This is a genomic window from Segatella hominis, assembly GCF_019249725.2.
GTDB lineage: Bacteria > Bacteroidota > Bacteroidia > Bacteroidales > Bacteroidaceae > Prevotella.
On record NZ_CP137559.1, the window covers coordinates 2,083,237 to 2,096,895 of the forward strand.

Genomic DNA, 13,659 nt, shown 5'->3' on the forward strand with positions numbered 1-13,659 from the left:
TTATCCAGAGCTTCAAGGCATAAGCTTCAATAACAATATAATAAGAAAGTCCGTGGGGAAACAAATTTCCACGGACTTTTCTGATTTATTATTTTTGTTGAAACCCGCAAATTCTGAAGGAACATGGCATCCCCCGAAGGATTTAGCAACTCCCAAGTGTATGAATCCCACACGATAGGGATTTTCCTTTCAAGTTTAGGGATTTATTCCACACCATCTCACAAGAAAAGCATACTTTTGCAAGCGAAACAAAACAACAAGAATGTTTCAGTAAATGATTAGGAACCCTCAAAAACAGTAACGATTATGAAAAGAAATGAACTGATGGCACTGATTGCCACAACAATATTGATGTTTGCCGTATGCCTCTCGGCTTCGGCTAAAGGAAAAAGAAACGTGGAGCGGGGAATGACCAAGCAGGAAGTAATAGCCATTCTTGGAGAACCTAAGCTCACCAGTTTCGACATGTATGGGGACAAATGGGAATATGCTAAATATAATAATCTGTTTGGAGATTCCAAGTACATCACGGTATTCTTCGACAGATCAGGAAAAGTGGTAGAATACAACACGAGAATCATAGAATCCAACAGCCAGCAGCCGAATGGTCAGCAACCCCAGCAGCCTCAGCAGCCATCACTTCCCCCATACGACGGAGGTTATTATCCTAACGGCAGAATGAACTATGATTATTGTCTGGACGATGCCTCTTTCTCAAAACTATACAACAAGATAAAGAAGACTAACTTTGATGACAACAAGTTCGACTTGATAGAAGTAGCAAGTCTCGGATGCTATTATTCCTGTGCCCAGGTCGTTCGCATCATGAAGATTTTCTCTTTTGACGACAGTAAGATGAAAGTCCTCAGCATGATGGCTCCCCGCATAGTAGATTTGCAGAATGCCATTATCATCTATCAGCAATTCAATTTTGAAAGCGAAAAGCAAAAGGTAGGAGAAATATTAAGAAGCAGCAGATAATCTCCCTAACACTTGCATATTCAATGAAAAAGCATTAATTTTGCACTCAAAAATTGCAAAATATATGAATATAAAGATATTATCAAAAGACAAAGACCCGATGGGTGCCGCCATCCTTGATTATCAGAAATCGGAAAGAGTAGGAAGATTACGTGTGCTCTCTTCTATGTTCGAAGAGGACGAAATGCCGGTGAAACATCTCTTCAGAAAAGTTGAGGAGATGCCGATGCTGGAGCAGAAGGCCTTGCAACTCACAAAAGGGCGTGTACTGGATATCGGAGCCGGCTGCGGCTGCCATACGCTCGCCTTGCAGGAGAAGGGCTTGGAGGTAAAAGCCATTGATATTTCTCCTCTGAGCTGCGAAGCGATGGAGCTGAGAGGAGTGATGGATGCGGAATGCATCAATCTTTTCGATGAACATCTGGAAACTGGGTTCGATACCATTCTTCTCCTGATGAACGGCACTGGCATTGCCGGAAAAATAGAAAACCTCCCTGCCCTCTTCAACCGTCTCAAGGCTTTGCTCAATAAAGGCGGACAGATTCTTATCGATTCTTCTGACATCAAATACATCTACGAGAACGAGGACGGAAGTTTCGACATCAATCTCAATACAGCCTACTATGGTGAAGTGGATTATCAGATGGTTTACAAAGACGTAAAGGGAGACTCTTTCGACTGGCTCTATGTTGATTTCCCGCTGCTCAAATCTATCGCAGAGAGTTGTGGATTACATGGTGAACTGATTGCTGAAGGCGAGCACTACGATTATCTGGCAAGATTTTTCTAATAAAACGGAACGTCTAAAACACATAGTCGAGCATACAGAGTGGACTTATTGACACACCATGTTCTACTTAATCGTAGAAATCGTGACATCTGAAAAATCATTCATATAATCCAGTATCTCCAATGTATGAAAGTCGCGTTTCGCTCTGATTTCTAAGCTTGCTTCCAGAAATTCTTCCTTCGACAAGCGACGTTCCTTCAACTCATAAGAATGTACTTCCATCCCGTCCTGCTTGATGCGCGTGATAAATTCCTTCACACTCTCACGGGATGGAGCTGAAAAGGACAACTCAATGGTGGATAATCCCAACTGAGGAATCCAATAGTTCAAGACCTCCAGACCCAACAGTACCATAGCCGTGGTAAGCACCGCTGCCAAATACATGCCCGTACCGCAAGCTAAGCCGATAGCTGCCGTGACCCAAAGACCAGCTGCCGTAGTCAAGCCGCGCACCACATTCTTCTGAAAGATAATCGTACCGGCACCCAGAAAACCGATGCCCGAAACTACCTGCGCTGCCACTCGGGAGGAATCCTTTAGATCTACTCCAAAGCCAAACTGGGACACGAGACAGAAAAGAGCACTACCCAAAGCTACAAGGAAATGAGTACGGAAACCAGCTTCCTTGGCACGATATTCACGTTCGATACCTATCGCTCCACCCAACAAGAGCGCCAGCATAAGACGAATAGTCAATTCCATATAAGTTGCATCCATATTCTATAGTTTTCAGTTTCTAAATCAAAAAATCGTTATACGACATCTTCAGCAAAAATTACCCAACGACACATCATCAAGAAATCACTCTACAACAATGGCGAGAGCAATCTCACAAGCGATTCAAACAATCGCTGGAAGAACGGGCGCTTGATGAAATAAGCCACATCATCTACCAGCATGGAGCGTTCCTGATCTGCCAGGAATATCCGCTTGATACGCAAAGCCATTCCCTCACCAAAGAAGAAAGCATTTGCCTCGAAATTATTCTCAAAACTGCGGAAATCGATATTGGTACTGCCGCAGGAACTCAGATTATCATCGCTTACCAGGAGTTTGCTATGGTTGAATCCATCCTCATAAAGATAGACTTTTACACCAGCCTCTATCACCTCCATCAGATAAGAACGCGAAGCCCATTCCACCAGTTTGGCATCGCCCCGGCGAGGCACCATGAGTCTGACATCTACTCCCGCCAAAGCCGCAGTTCGCATGGCAAAGAGCACGGGTTCAGTAGGCAAGAAATAAGGACTCTCCATATACACATACCTGTGGGCCTGCAGGATGATGCGTACATAGCCCTGCATGATATCAGGCCAAGGAGAAATAGGACTGCTCGTCACGATCTGCGTAAGACAATTATTGGAAATACTCTTATCTACAGACGGATAATAGCGGCGGTCGTTGATGAGTTCCCGGCACACGAAATACCAGTCCACAAGGAATGCTCTCTGGATGGCATAGACAGCACCGCCACGGATACGGAGATGCGTATCTCGCCAAGCCTGCTTGGCCGTTCCCTTCACATATCTCATGGCAATATTCATGCCCCCGATAAATCCTACCTTTCCATCAATGACACAGAGTTTGCGATGGTTGCGATAGTTCACCTTACCCGTAAAGGCTGGAAACCTAACTGGCATGAAAGCCTGGACACGCACTCCTGCCTTAATCATCCTTTCGAAGAAGCGGTTTTTCACCTTCCAGCACCCCACATCGTCGTATATCAGTCGTACCTCCACGCCCTCACGCACCTTGTCTATCAGCGCATCAGCCACCAGATTTCCTAAAGCATCGTCTTCGATGATATAAGTATCCAGATGAATATGGTCCTTCGCCTGTCCGATGGCATTCAGAAGTGAGAATGCAAACTCATAGCCGTCCATGAGAATATCCACCTCATTATCCTTGAAAGGGAGCGCCCAGTTCTGGTTGGTAAACAGTTTCATCAGCGGTCTGTTGCGGCGAGGAATATGCAGGTCTTCCTGCTCGGCAAATTCGAGCATGCTGCGCTTGGTGAGCAAGTCCATACTGCGCTTACTGATTACCCTTTCCTTACGGGTATTCTTGCCGAAGAAAAGATAGAAGATGATGCCGACTACCGGCATGAAACAGAGCACAAGAATCCATGCCATGGCTTTCTCCGGTTGCTTGTTGTCCATGAGAACAGCCACGATTCCACTTATTGTTATCGCCAGATATACTACCAGCAGAAACCAATGGATATACAGCATATTCTTACCTCCTTATATTATATTTTAGTTGAAGACATTATTCGACTGTGACGCCACGAGCATGTTCATCTTCTTCAGTTTCACGAATTCCTCCAGAAGTTCCCTGTTGCCAGGATTCTGCTTGAACTCCTGCTGCACCTCGATAATACGCTGCGCAATATAGTGGGTACGGAAGGAAAGCATGTCCTTGAATATCTGCTGGCGCAGTTTCTCCTCGTTCATCTTCATCTGCAGACTTGCCGTCGTTATCTCCTGTTCACCCGTCGGAATACCGGCTATCCTACTGATTTCCGGATTGGGATGAGAAGCGAAATAGGTTTCACATCTGAATCCTTCCTCCTCAATATGCTCCATAGCCTCAGCCATGATCTGATTGTAGATGGAATGGTGGAACTTGAAGTCATCGCCCTCCATGTCCAGATAGATATACTGGGCGGCTGGCAGTTCCACATCATTGCCGTCAGCATCCTGCACCTTGATGATTTCATCGCCATGATGGATTACCAGTTTGATGAGCAGGTCTTCCACCTCCATCAGTTTGTCGAGCGGAGTGACAGCCGCCTGTCGCAATGCCTGCTGCTTCACCGGATAGCCGGCATCTCTGAGTCCTGCTGCCCGGCGTTCCTCCTTCACCTGCTCGCTCATTCCGTTGCGGATAAAGGAATTGAGGGCATTGATGATAACCGCCTCGTTGACTCCCAGACGGTGAGAACAGTCGGTGATATAAGCCGCTCGGGTAATCTGATTCTTGATCTTCGAGATGCTCTCCACGATGGAATTGATGGCCTCACTTCGCTTCACAGGATCGGTAACGCCCTTGAGCATCACGTCGGTCTTAAACTGGATAAAGTCTGTCTGATGGTCTGCAATATATTGTCTGAACTGCTCGGCAGTATGATTGCGTGCAAAACTGTCAGGGTCGTTACCGTCAGGCAGGAAAAGCACCTTGACGTTCATCTCCTCCTCCAGCAGCATGTCGGTTCCTCTCAGGGCAGCATGCACACCCGCCTTGTCACCATCATAGAGCAATACGATATTATTGGTAAAGCGGTGCAAGAGTCGGATCTGATAGATGCTGAGTGCCGTACCCGAATTGGCCACCACGTTTTCAATGCCACACTGGTGCATGGAAATCACGTCAGTATAGCCCTCCACCATAAACACGCAGTCTTCCTTGGCAATCGCCTTCTTCGCCTGGAAAAGGCCGTAGAGTTCACGTTCCTTGTGATAAATCTCACTGTCGGGCGAGTTGACATATTTCTGGCTCACACCCTTGGTACGGCTATCGAGCACACGTCCACCGAAAGCCACCACCTTGCCACTCACACTAAACCATGGGAAGATGGCACGGCCTGAGAATCGGTCGAAATACTTTCCCGGTTCATTATCAGAGGCGATGAGCACACCCGTCTTGACCAGATACTTCGGATTATAACCCTGTTTCACAGCCGCCTCGCCGAGAGCAGTACGACTGTTGAGCGAAAAGCCGAGCTGGAATTTTCGGATGATGTCATCTCTGAAACCGCGGCTTCTGAAATACTGCATACCGATGGCACGACCGTCCACATCATTCTGAAGGATATCCTGGAAATACTTGGCAGCCCACTCGTTGACGATGAACATAGATTCCCTTTCGCTCTCCCGCTGCTTTTCCTCGTTGGTCAGTTCGCGTTCCTTGATTTCGATATGATATTTCTTGGCAAGCCAGCGCAAGGCATCGGGATAGGTCATCTGTTCCAGTTCCATGAGGAAGTTGATGGCATTACCACCCTTGCCACAGGTGAAACAATGACAGATGCCACGGGTCGGTGATACGGAGAAAGACGGATGGGAGTCGTTGTGGAAAGGGCACAAGCCGATGTAGTTGACCCCTCTTTTCTTAAGGGTCACGAATTCTCCTACCACCTCTTCTATCTTGGTGGAATCCATAATTCTTTCTATCGTCGGTCTATCTATCATATCTGGTAAAATATCAAATCATATTTGAAAAATATCAAAATCAGAAACTATTTAAATGCAAAGTTACTACTTTTATTCGAAATGAGCACATTTTCCGCACTAAATAATGTAAACATTTCTCCCGAAACCCTACATTCCAAACATTTTTAAGAAAAACTTAGTTATTTTGTCTTCAACTATTAGGCATTTCCAATTATTTTGCTTAACTTTGCCTACTGATACAAACGAAAAGAAAAGAAAAATGATAGATATCAAAGGCATAACCAAAAGCTTCGGCTCGCTGCAGGTACTTAAGGGCATCGACCTGCACATCGACAAGGGCGAGGTGGTAAGCATTGTCGGTCCCAGTGGAGCCGGCAAAACCACGCTGCTCCAGATCATCGGAACCCTCGATAAGCCTGACGCAGGAAATATCATCATCGATGGCATTGATGTGAGCAGGCTCTCCACCAAGAAACTGAGCGATTTCCGCAACCAGCATCTGGGCTTCGTGTTCCAGTTTCACCAGCTTCTGCCTGAGTTCACCGCACTGGAGAACATCATGATTCCTGCCTTCATTGCCGGCAAGAGTCGCAAACAGGCGAAGGAACGCGCTGAGGAACTGCTGGCGTTCATGGGTCTGAGCGATAGAGCCAACCACAAGCCTGCCGAACTCTCCGGTGGCGAGAAACAGCGTGTGGCTGTGGCCAGGGCATTGATCAACAATCCTGCCGTCATCCTGGCCGATGAACCATCAGGAAGCCTCGATACCAAAAACAAGGCAGAACTGCACCAACTGTTCTTCGATCTGCGTGACAAGTTCGGACAGACCTTCGTTATCGTAACCCACGATGAGGGGCTTGCTGCCATCACCGACCGCACCATTCACCTGAAAGACGGAATGATCGAGAAAACCGTAGAGGCTAATTCTGCTGAAGACGAGACTCCTGCAAAGGACATTCAGGAAGAAAAAGTCCAGGAAGATATTGTTCAGAAAAAGAGTGAACAGGAGGATGTAATCTAAGATCATAGAATTCGCATTCGTAGAAAGAAGATCAGAATTTACAAGAAGGAATAAGAATCCAAGAAAAGGAGTAAATAAGAAAACATGGCAAACAAGATAAAGCTCGGTGATTACAACCGCCTCAGAGTTGTAAAGAAAGTAGATTTCGGCATGTACCTCGACGGAGGCGATGAGGGAGAAATCCTCCTTCCTACCCGCTACGTACCGGAGGGACTTTCCATTGGCGACGAGATTGACGTTTTCATCTATCTCGACCAGGAAGAGCGTATTATCGCCACCACCGAAACCCCTCTTGCCAAAGTGGGCGACTTCGCCTATCTCGAAGTGAAATGGGTCAACGAATATGGTGCTTTCCTCGGTTGGGGACTGATGAAGGATATCTTCTGTCCATTCCGTGAACAGAAGAAGCGCATGGTATTGGGCAATTCCTACATCGTTCATATCCATATCGATGAGGAGAGTTACCGCATCGTAGCCTCAGCCAAGGTGGAAAGATACCTGAAGGAAGACCATCCTCACTACAAGCACGGAGAGGAAGTGGATCTGCTCATCTGGCAGAAAACCGACCTCGGATTCAAGGTCATCATCGATAACCAGTACTCCGGTCTGCTCTACAAGAGCCAGATATTCCAGTATATCCATACAGGCGACAAACTAAAGGGCTACATCGGACGAGTACGCCCAGACGGCAAGATAGACGTCACCCTGCAGAAGACAGGCATGGAACAGACTGCCGATTTCGCTGAAACCCTCTACCAGTACCTGCTCGACAATGACGGGGAATGCAATCTGGGCGACAAGAGCGAGGCAGACGATATCTACGAGCGATTCCACGTAAGCAAGAAAGTATTTAAGCGTGCCATCGGAGATCTCTACAAGAAGCGACTCATCACCGTGAGCCCGATGAGCATCCGATTGGCATAACACATTTTTTTAATTATTATATGGCAACAGTTGACGACAAGAAGATCATCTTCTCAATGGTGGGCGTATCTAAGATTATCCCACAAAACCAGAAACAGATTCTGAAGAACATCTACCTATCGTTCTTCTACGGAGCAAAAATCGGTATCATCGGTTTGAACGGTGCCGGTAAATCTACGTTGATGAAAATCATCGCAGGACTTGAGCAACCTACCCAGGGTGAGGTGGTTTGGAGCCCAGGCTACTCTGTGGGCTACTTGCCTCAGGATCCTCCGCTCGACGAGAACAAGACCGTGAAGGAAAACGTGATGGAGGGTGTGCAGAAAATCTATGATGCACTCGCAGAATACGAGGACATCAACAACAAGTTCGGTCTCGAAGAATATTACGGAGACCCTGATAAGATGGACAAGCTGATGCAACGTCAGGCTGAGGTGCAGGATATCATTGATGCTACCGATGCCTGGAATATCGACTCCAAGCTGGAGCGTGCGATGGCTGCCCTGCACTGTCCTCCTGGTGATTGGCCAGTTACCAATCTCTCGGGTGGTGAGCGCCGCCGCGTGGCTCTCTGCCGCCTGCTCTTGCAGAAGCCGGATGTGCTCCTGCTCGATGAGCCTACCAACCACCTGGATGCTGAGAGCATCGACTGGCTGGAGCAGCACCTGCAGCAGTATGAGGGTACCGTAATCGCCGTAACCCACGACCGCTACTTCCTCGACGACGTGAGCGAGTGGATTCTGGAGTTGGACCGTGGCGAGGGTATTCCATGGAAGGGCAACTATTCTTCATGGCTCGACCAGAAGACCAAGCGAATGATTCAGGAGGAGAAGACTGCCTCTAAGCGCCGCAAGACTTTGGAGCGCGAGTTGGAATGGGTTCGCATGGCGCCTAAGGCCCGTCAGGCTAAGGGTAAGGCTCGTCTGAACTCTTACGAGCAGATGCTCAACCAGGAGCAGAAGGAGCGCGAGGAGAAGCTGGAAATCTTCATCCCTAACGGTCCTCGTCTGGGTAACAAGGTGATCGAGGCTCAGCATGTAAAGAAGGCGTTCGGCGAGAAGGTTCTCTTCAACGACCTCAACTTCATGCTTCCTCCTAACGGCATCGTAGGCGTCATCGGTCCTAACGGAGCCGGCAAGACTACCCTCTTCCGCCTCATTATGGGCTTGGATCAGGCAGATGGCGGAACATTCGAGGTGGGTGAGACCGTGAAGCTGGCTTATGTTGACCAGCAGCACAAGGACATCGACCCTCAGAAGACTGTTTACGAGGTGATTTCCCAGGGCAACGAAACCTTGCGTCTGGGTGGCAGAGATGTGAATGCACGTGCTTACATCAGCCGTTTCAACTTCTCGGGCACCGACCAGAGCAAGCTCTGCAGCGTTCTCTCGGGTGGTGAGCGCAACCGTCTACAGTTGGCATTGGCATTGAAGCAAGAGGGCAACGTATTGCTCCTCGATGAGCCAACCAACGATATCGACGTGAACACCCTCCGTGCCTTGGAGGAAGGTTTGGAAGCATTTGCCGGTTGTGCTGTGGTTATCAGCCACGACCGCTGGTTCCTCGACCGAATCTGTACCCACATTCTTGCCTTCGAGGGCAATGGTGAGGTATTCTTCTTCGAGGGCAGCTATTCTGAGTATGAAATCAACAAAGCACGCCGCCTTGGAGATACAGAGATCAAGAAGGGTCGCTATCGCAAGTTGATGGAGGAATAAAGATTCGAAAATGAAAAAGAAGAACTCGGAAACGAAAAGAATAATCGTTTCGGAAACAAAAAAATAGAAAAGAGGGTGTGTCATAAGTACAAGACGCACCCTCTTTTTGGTTTCAAAGAGTATAATTATCCCAAACTACTCAGTGTTCCTGCCTTAGGAACATTAATCGTTATCTGCTGGGTTATCAAACCACAATCATCAGCAAACACTGATGACACACAACAAAACAGCATGCCCGACACACAAAAAAAAGGAAGCGCCGAAACGACACTTCCCCATGGATTGGATGAGTTATATAATCATCTGTCTCGCGACATCTTATTCTGCGTATGCAGTCTTGTAGGCAGAGTCAAAGAACATAGCGCAAGAACCTACGCCAGTCTCATACTCATGCTGCTTCTGACCTGCGCTGTCATACTCCACTACATAGCCGTTACCATTATAGTCTGGAGTACCTTTATCGCCCATTTTATAAGAGAGCACGAAGATATGACCGTTCAATGGGTCGGCAAAGATTCCGCATGGGCTCACAGGCATCTCAGAGAGCGTCAGCGCCTGTGGTTGTGTACTTCCTGCTGCAAGCACGCTCACGCTAGGAGTGCCGCCATAAGGTGCATTGAGCACAAAGAAATAAGAACGAACCAACTGCGCCGTACGTGTTGTAGTACCAGGGGTTACGCATACAGCATAGTTGCCATCTGCCACCTTCTGCGACTTGCCCTCGGCGAAACTCACTGCACGTAGGGCATTCTCGCCAGTGGTCGCATAGTCAGGAGCAGGTCCATATACTGGGTTGTCGAGAACATACAAAACATTAGATGCATAATAGATGCTGGTAGGATTGTTCACGCCCTCGATATTCTTAGTCTCAACATTGTCGTTGGAAAGATTGATGCAAGAGATGTTGCCACCACCATAACCGTAGTTGCTGTTAGCTACATAGAGATTGCCATTGCCGATGACCAAGCTCTCAGGATAGCTGCCCACCTGCCACTTCTTTTGAAGAGCAAAGCTTGTGGTGTCCACGGCAGCCACATATCCACCGTATGTGGTAAAATAAACCTTGCCACCATCAGCGATAATATGGCGAGGCTCGGCGCCCTCGGCATTGCCCAGCAACTCTGTGGTCTTGATTTGCTTGATACTCTGCTTGGTTTTCTTGTCGATTACCTCGATGGTGTTGCTCTGATCTACGGCGAGATAAATCTTGTTGCCATATACGATGCCATCATTGGCAGTATTACCGAGCGAACGACCGTTAGCAGTCTTGAATACATTCTGTGTAGCTGTGCTTGAAGCATAGTCGATGGCTGTGAGAGAGCTCTCGATCTTGCTATACATGTTACCAGAATTCACAACGTAAGCGCCCGTACTATACACCTGGAGATAAGTCTCAGGATAGTCTTCGGCAGGATCGCATGATGTCATCACTGCAGTGCCCATCAAGAGCACCGCCAAACCTAATAAATACTTTTTCATTTTTCTTTTTTCTGTTTATATTTGAATCTAATTTGTTACTATCTAGAAGTTATACCCGATGCTGAACATCCAGCTGCGGCGAGGCATCGGATAATGCCCTACGAGTTCATACTGCTTCGCCAGCAGGTTCTTCACATCCATCCTTACCTTCACGCCTCGCAGGGATTTGCCAAAGAGGTGTAGGTCGTCGAGCTGACGATAGAGCGTCAGTCCCATGTCCCAGTAACCCTCCACTTCGGTGCCTTCATAATGTTCATTGTTGGCCCATCGCTTGCTCATTCCCTGTCCATGGAGCGAGACATTCACCCAAGGATTCTCCCACCCCAAGGCAATACTGCCCGAGTGCAGAGGGATATAGGCTACTTGATTGCCATAATATTTGGACGAGCGATCGGTATGATTCACCACGTGCTGGTAGCTATACGACCCTTGCAGCGAGAGTTGCTGCCCCGGAGCCATCTGCCAGGTACTACGCAAAGAGGCATCCGCGCCAACGACATCAACACGTGCCATGTTCACAGTACGCCAAACGAACATATTGTAAGGAACGCCCACAATCTTGTCGGTCACCCGATTGCAATAGCCGTCCAGCGTTGCTTGAACATTCCATCCCTTATAACGTAGAGATTCGCCGCTTCCCCCATCTCCCGAAGAAGTTTTTTTCCACGTAAGCCCGATATTCAACTGCCGGGTTTTCTCAGGCTTCAAATCAGAACTTCCATAATGGAAGAAATAGTTCTCGTTGAAAGTAGGTACTCGGAAGATGTCCTTGTACGAAGCCCTGAGATAAAGCTCATCGCTGGCAGTACCATTCCCCAGGAGCCGATAAGAAAGCGAAAGCGATGGCGAAAGCCGGCGTGCATCCTTGGCAGCCTGTCCTGCTTTGGTAGGATTGGCGCTACCTTGCTGAGTCTCTATCTTGCGCCCCACGCTGTTGAGGTAAACCGAAGCCAGCATCCTGGCAAGAGCCACCCATCTTCCCTTCGCATATCGGGCGGAGAGCGACTGCAGGATGCCATGTCGATGAGGTCGCAGGTCGGTGGCGAGGGTGCTGTTGAGCGAGTTCATCATCCAGTCGGCAGAGTAATCCAGCGCCCAGCCATCATCCGGCATCCACATCAGTGCTGCCGAAGTATAATATTCCCTCTGCCAGTAGGTGGCATCATTGCGCCGATTTGCCACGAGCGTGTCCTGATAGGCAGAGCTCGCCCAGTTCATCTTGGCTTGCACCTTCAGCATCCAACGGTCATCAAGACTTCTGGCTTGCCATCTCGCCTGAGCAAAGACGTTGCGGTCGTGCAACTGCTCGGCAGCTACATCGGTGTAATATCTCACGATGCCAGGCAACTGTCGGTCGTTGTCATAATAGTAGAGCTTTGCCCACAATTGGCTCCGGCTCATGCCATCGGCTCGTCTGCCCATCATCCAGTGCATATTCAGTTCGCCATGCCCCGAGTTCATGCGACTGTTGGTTCTTCGCTCATGGGTAGTATATTTACCATTGTGCAAGATGAAAGGATAGTCGTTTTCGGCATAGGTATATTCACCCATCGCCTGGAGTGTGAACCTATCTGACAACCTCTGCACATAGCGCAGATAAGGCGAGACATATCCGAAGGACCCCACCTGCAACTGAGTAGAGAGGTGAGGCTGCTTGCCGATGGGAATCTCGCTCATAGTCTCGATGGCAAGTAAAGCTGCCACCGAGGCTTGCCGAGCCGAAATGAAAATGTCGTCGTTGTCACCAATGGTGAGTCGCAATGTCTGCACTTGGTCGAGCGAATAACGGGACACATCAATTTCGCCGCCCTGACATTCGCTGAGCAGCACACCATCGTAACTCACACCCGTATGCCCCGCTCCGAATCCACGCACGGCTACCGTCTTCATTCCTCCTGCCCCACCATAGTCGCGCAGATTGATGCCTGGCATGCGGTGCAATGCGTCTGCCATATCCGTAACGCCAAGCCTCAACATATCCCCTTTGTCCAAAAGCTGGAGAGGCGATGTGCTCGTAAGTATCCAGTGCTGCCGAGCATTCACTTTTACTTCCTGCAAGTGCTCGGTACGAATGGAATCTTGCCCCATACTAACTTGCACATACAACAGTAGCAAGCCACCGAGACAAAACTTCCTCAATGTCTTCATTCATTCTATTTTTTTATATTATTATCAATATCTCCATCACACACCCATCCCACGGGGGAGGATAGAATCATAGCAGAAAACTATGGCAACGGCAGGTCTTCTGACTTGCAACCTTCTTCAGCACTCCTCATTCCTAAAGACTTCGTGAATGCAAAACTCATGACAAGCGGGCTGCCCGGGCTTCTCGCCCGATTCCCTTTTAATCACAACCCACTCCTTTCCGAGTAATCATCTTTCCCAAGAAAAATATCATCCCTATAGCGGCATGATGTGGCAGTGAACCAATTGCGGGAGCAAATTTACGACATTTTTTCGGAAAAGACATCAACTTCATCGCCTTTTATTTGGTAATCTGCCATTTTATTTTTTGCACAAAAATCAAGAAGGGCCGCTACCGCAAGTTGATGGAGGAATAAATATTCGGAA

The 13,659-nt window shown here is 48.2% G+C and carries 10 protein-coding genes and 1 riboswitch; of the genes, 5 read left to right on the forward strand and 5 right to left on the reverse strand.

What is annotated here, in order from left to right; genetic code table 11:
• Positions 1–306 precede the first annotated feature (306 nt).
• Both KUA50_RS08660 and KUA50_RS08665 read left to right on the forward strand, forming a co-directional pair.
• A complete protein-coding gene (locus KUA50_RS08660; RefSeq protein ID WP_218457758.1) occupies positions 307–981 on the forward strand; it encodes a DUF4476 domain-containing protein in 675 nt (224 codons plus the stop codon).
• Between the two features lie 64 nt (positions 982–1,045).
• Positions 1,046–1,771 carry a class I SAM-dependent methyltransferase gene (locus KUA50_RS08665; RefSeq protein WP_218457759.1) on the forward strand — a complete coding sequence of 242 codons (726 nt, stop codon included), beginning with the start codon at positions 1,046–1,048 and terminating at the stop codon, positions 1,769–1,771.
• A gap of 63 nt (positions 1,772–1,834) precedes the next feature.
• Here the strand turns inward: KUA50_RS08665 and KUA50_RS08670 are convergent, their stop codons facing one another.
• The 3 genes from KUA50_RS08670 to dnaG form a co-directional block, all read right to left on the reverse strand.
• On the reverse strand, positions 1,835–2,488 hold the full coding sequence (locus KUA50_RS08670) for an MgtC/SapB family protein (protein WP_022109754.1): 654 nt from the start codon (positions 2,486–2,488) through the stop codon (positions 1,835–1,837).
• Positions 2,489–2,577: 89 nt separating this feature from the next.
• Entirely contained in the window at positions 2,578–4,002 is a 1,425-nt protein-coding gene (cls, locus tag KUA50_RS08675; protein ID WP_218457760.1) for a cardiolipin synthase, read from the reverse strand.
• A gap of 24 nt (positions 4,003–4,026) precedes the next feature.
• On the reverse strand, positions 4,027–5,961 hold the full coding sequence (gene dnaG, locus KUA50_RS08680) for a DNA primase (RefSeq protein WP_218457761.1): 1,935 nt from the start codon (positions 5,959–5,961) through the stop codon (positions 4,027–4,029).
• A 241-nt stretch (positions 5,962–6,202) separates the two neighbouring features.
• Here dnaG and KUA50_RS08685 point away from each other — a divergent pair, with 241 nt between their 5' ends.
• The 3 genes from KUA50_RS08685 (at position 6,203) to ettA (ending at position 9,606) form a co-directional block, all read left to right on the forward strand.
• Positions 6,203–6,964 (forward strand): ABC transporter ATP-binding protein, encoded by a 762-nt coding sequence (locus KUA50_RS08685; RefSeq protein ID WP_218457762.1) that lies wholly within the window; start codon positions 6,203–6,205, stop codon positions 6,962–6,964.
• Positions 6,965–7,048: 84 nt separating this feature from the next.
• Positions 7,049–7,888, forward strand: coding sequence for a S1 RNA-binding domain-containing protein (locus KUA50_RS08690; protein WP_022109750.1), 840 nt, complete (start codon positions 7,049–7,051; stop codon positions 7,886–7,888).
• 20 nt (positions 7,889–7,908) lie between these two features.
• A complete protein-coding gene (gene ettA / locus KUA50_RS08695) occupies positions 7,909–9,606 on the forward strand; it encodes an energy-dependent translational throttle protein EttA (protein ID WP_006847047.1) in 1,698 nt (565 codons plus the stop codon).
• A gap of 318 nt (positions 9,607–9,924) precedes the next feature.
• On the opposite strand, the gene KUA50_RS08700 is transcribed toward ettA, so the two are convergent.
• Both KUA50_RS08700 and KUA50_RS08705 read right to left on the reverse strand, forming a co-directional pair.
• Positions 9,925–11,085, reverse strand: coding sequence for a YncE family protein (locus KUA50_RS08700; RefSeq protein ID WP_218457763.1), 1,161 nt, complete (start codon positions 11,083–11,085; stop codon positions 9,925–9,927).
• Between the two features lie 42 nt (positions 11,086–11,127).
• A complete protein-coding gene (locus KUA50_RS08705) occupies positions 11,128–13,233 on the reverse strand; it encodes a TonB-dependent receptor plug domain-containing protein (RefSeq protein WP_218457764.1) in 2,106 nt (701 codons plus the stop codon).
• Between the two features lie 72 nt (positions 13,234–13,305).
• A riboswitch (cobalamin riboswitch) is annotated at positions 13,306–13,481 on the reverse strand.
• Between the last annotated feature and the right edge of the window lie 178 nt (positions 13,482–13,659).

Bases quoted from the DNA above. Each gene is read 5' to 3' on its own strand.
- KUA50_RS08660 (WP_218457758.1), top strand. From the start codon at position 307: ATGAAAAGAAATGAACTGATGGCACTGATTGCCACAACAATATTGATG.
- KUA50_RS08665 (WP_218457759.1), top strand. From the start codon at position 1,046: ATGAATATAAAGATATTATCAAAAGACAAAGACCCGATGGGTGCCGCC.
- KUA50_RS08670 (WP_022109754.1), bottom strand. From the start codon at position 2,488: ATGGATGCAACTTATATGGAATTGACTATTCGTCTTATGCTGGCGCTC.
- cls (WP_218457760.1), bottom strand. From the start codon at position 4,002: ATGCTGTATATCCATTGGTTTCTGCTGGTAGTATATCTGGCGATAACA.
- dnaG (WP_218457761.1), bottom strand. From the start codon at position 5,961: ATGATAGATAGACCGACGATAGAAAGAATTATGGATTCCACCAAGATA.
- KUA50_RS08685 (WP_218457762.1), top strand. From the start codon at position 6,203: ATGATAGATATCAAAGGCATAACCAAAAGCTTCGGCTCGCTGCAGGTA.
- KUA50_RS08690 (WP_022109750.1), top strand. From the start codon at position 7,049: ATGGCAAACAAGATAAAGCTCGGTGATTACAACCGCCTCAGAGTTGTA.
- ettA (WP_006847047.1), top strand. From the start codon at position 7,909: ATGGCAACAGTTGACGACAAGAAGATCATCTTCTCAATGGTGGGCGTA.
- KUA50_RS08700 (WP_218457763.1), bottom strand. From the start codon at position 11,085: ATGAAAAAGTATTTATTAGGTTTGGCGGTGCTCTTGATGGGCACTGCA.
- KUA50_RS08705 (WP_218457764.1), bottom strand. From the start codon at position 13,233: ATGAAGACATTGAGGAAGTTTTGTCTCGGTGGCTTGCTACTGTTGTAT.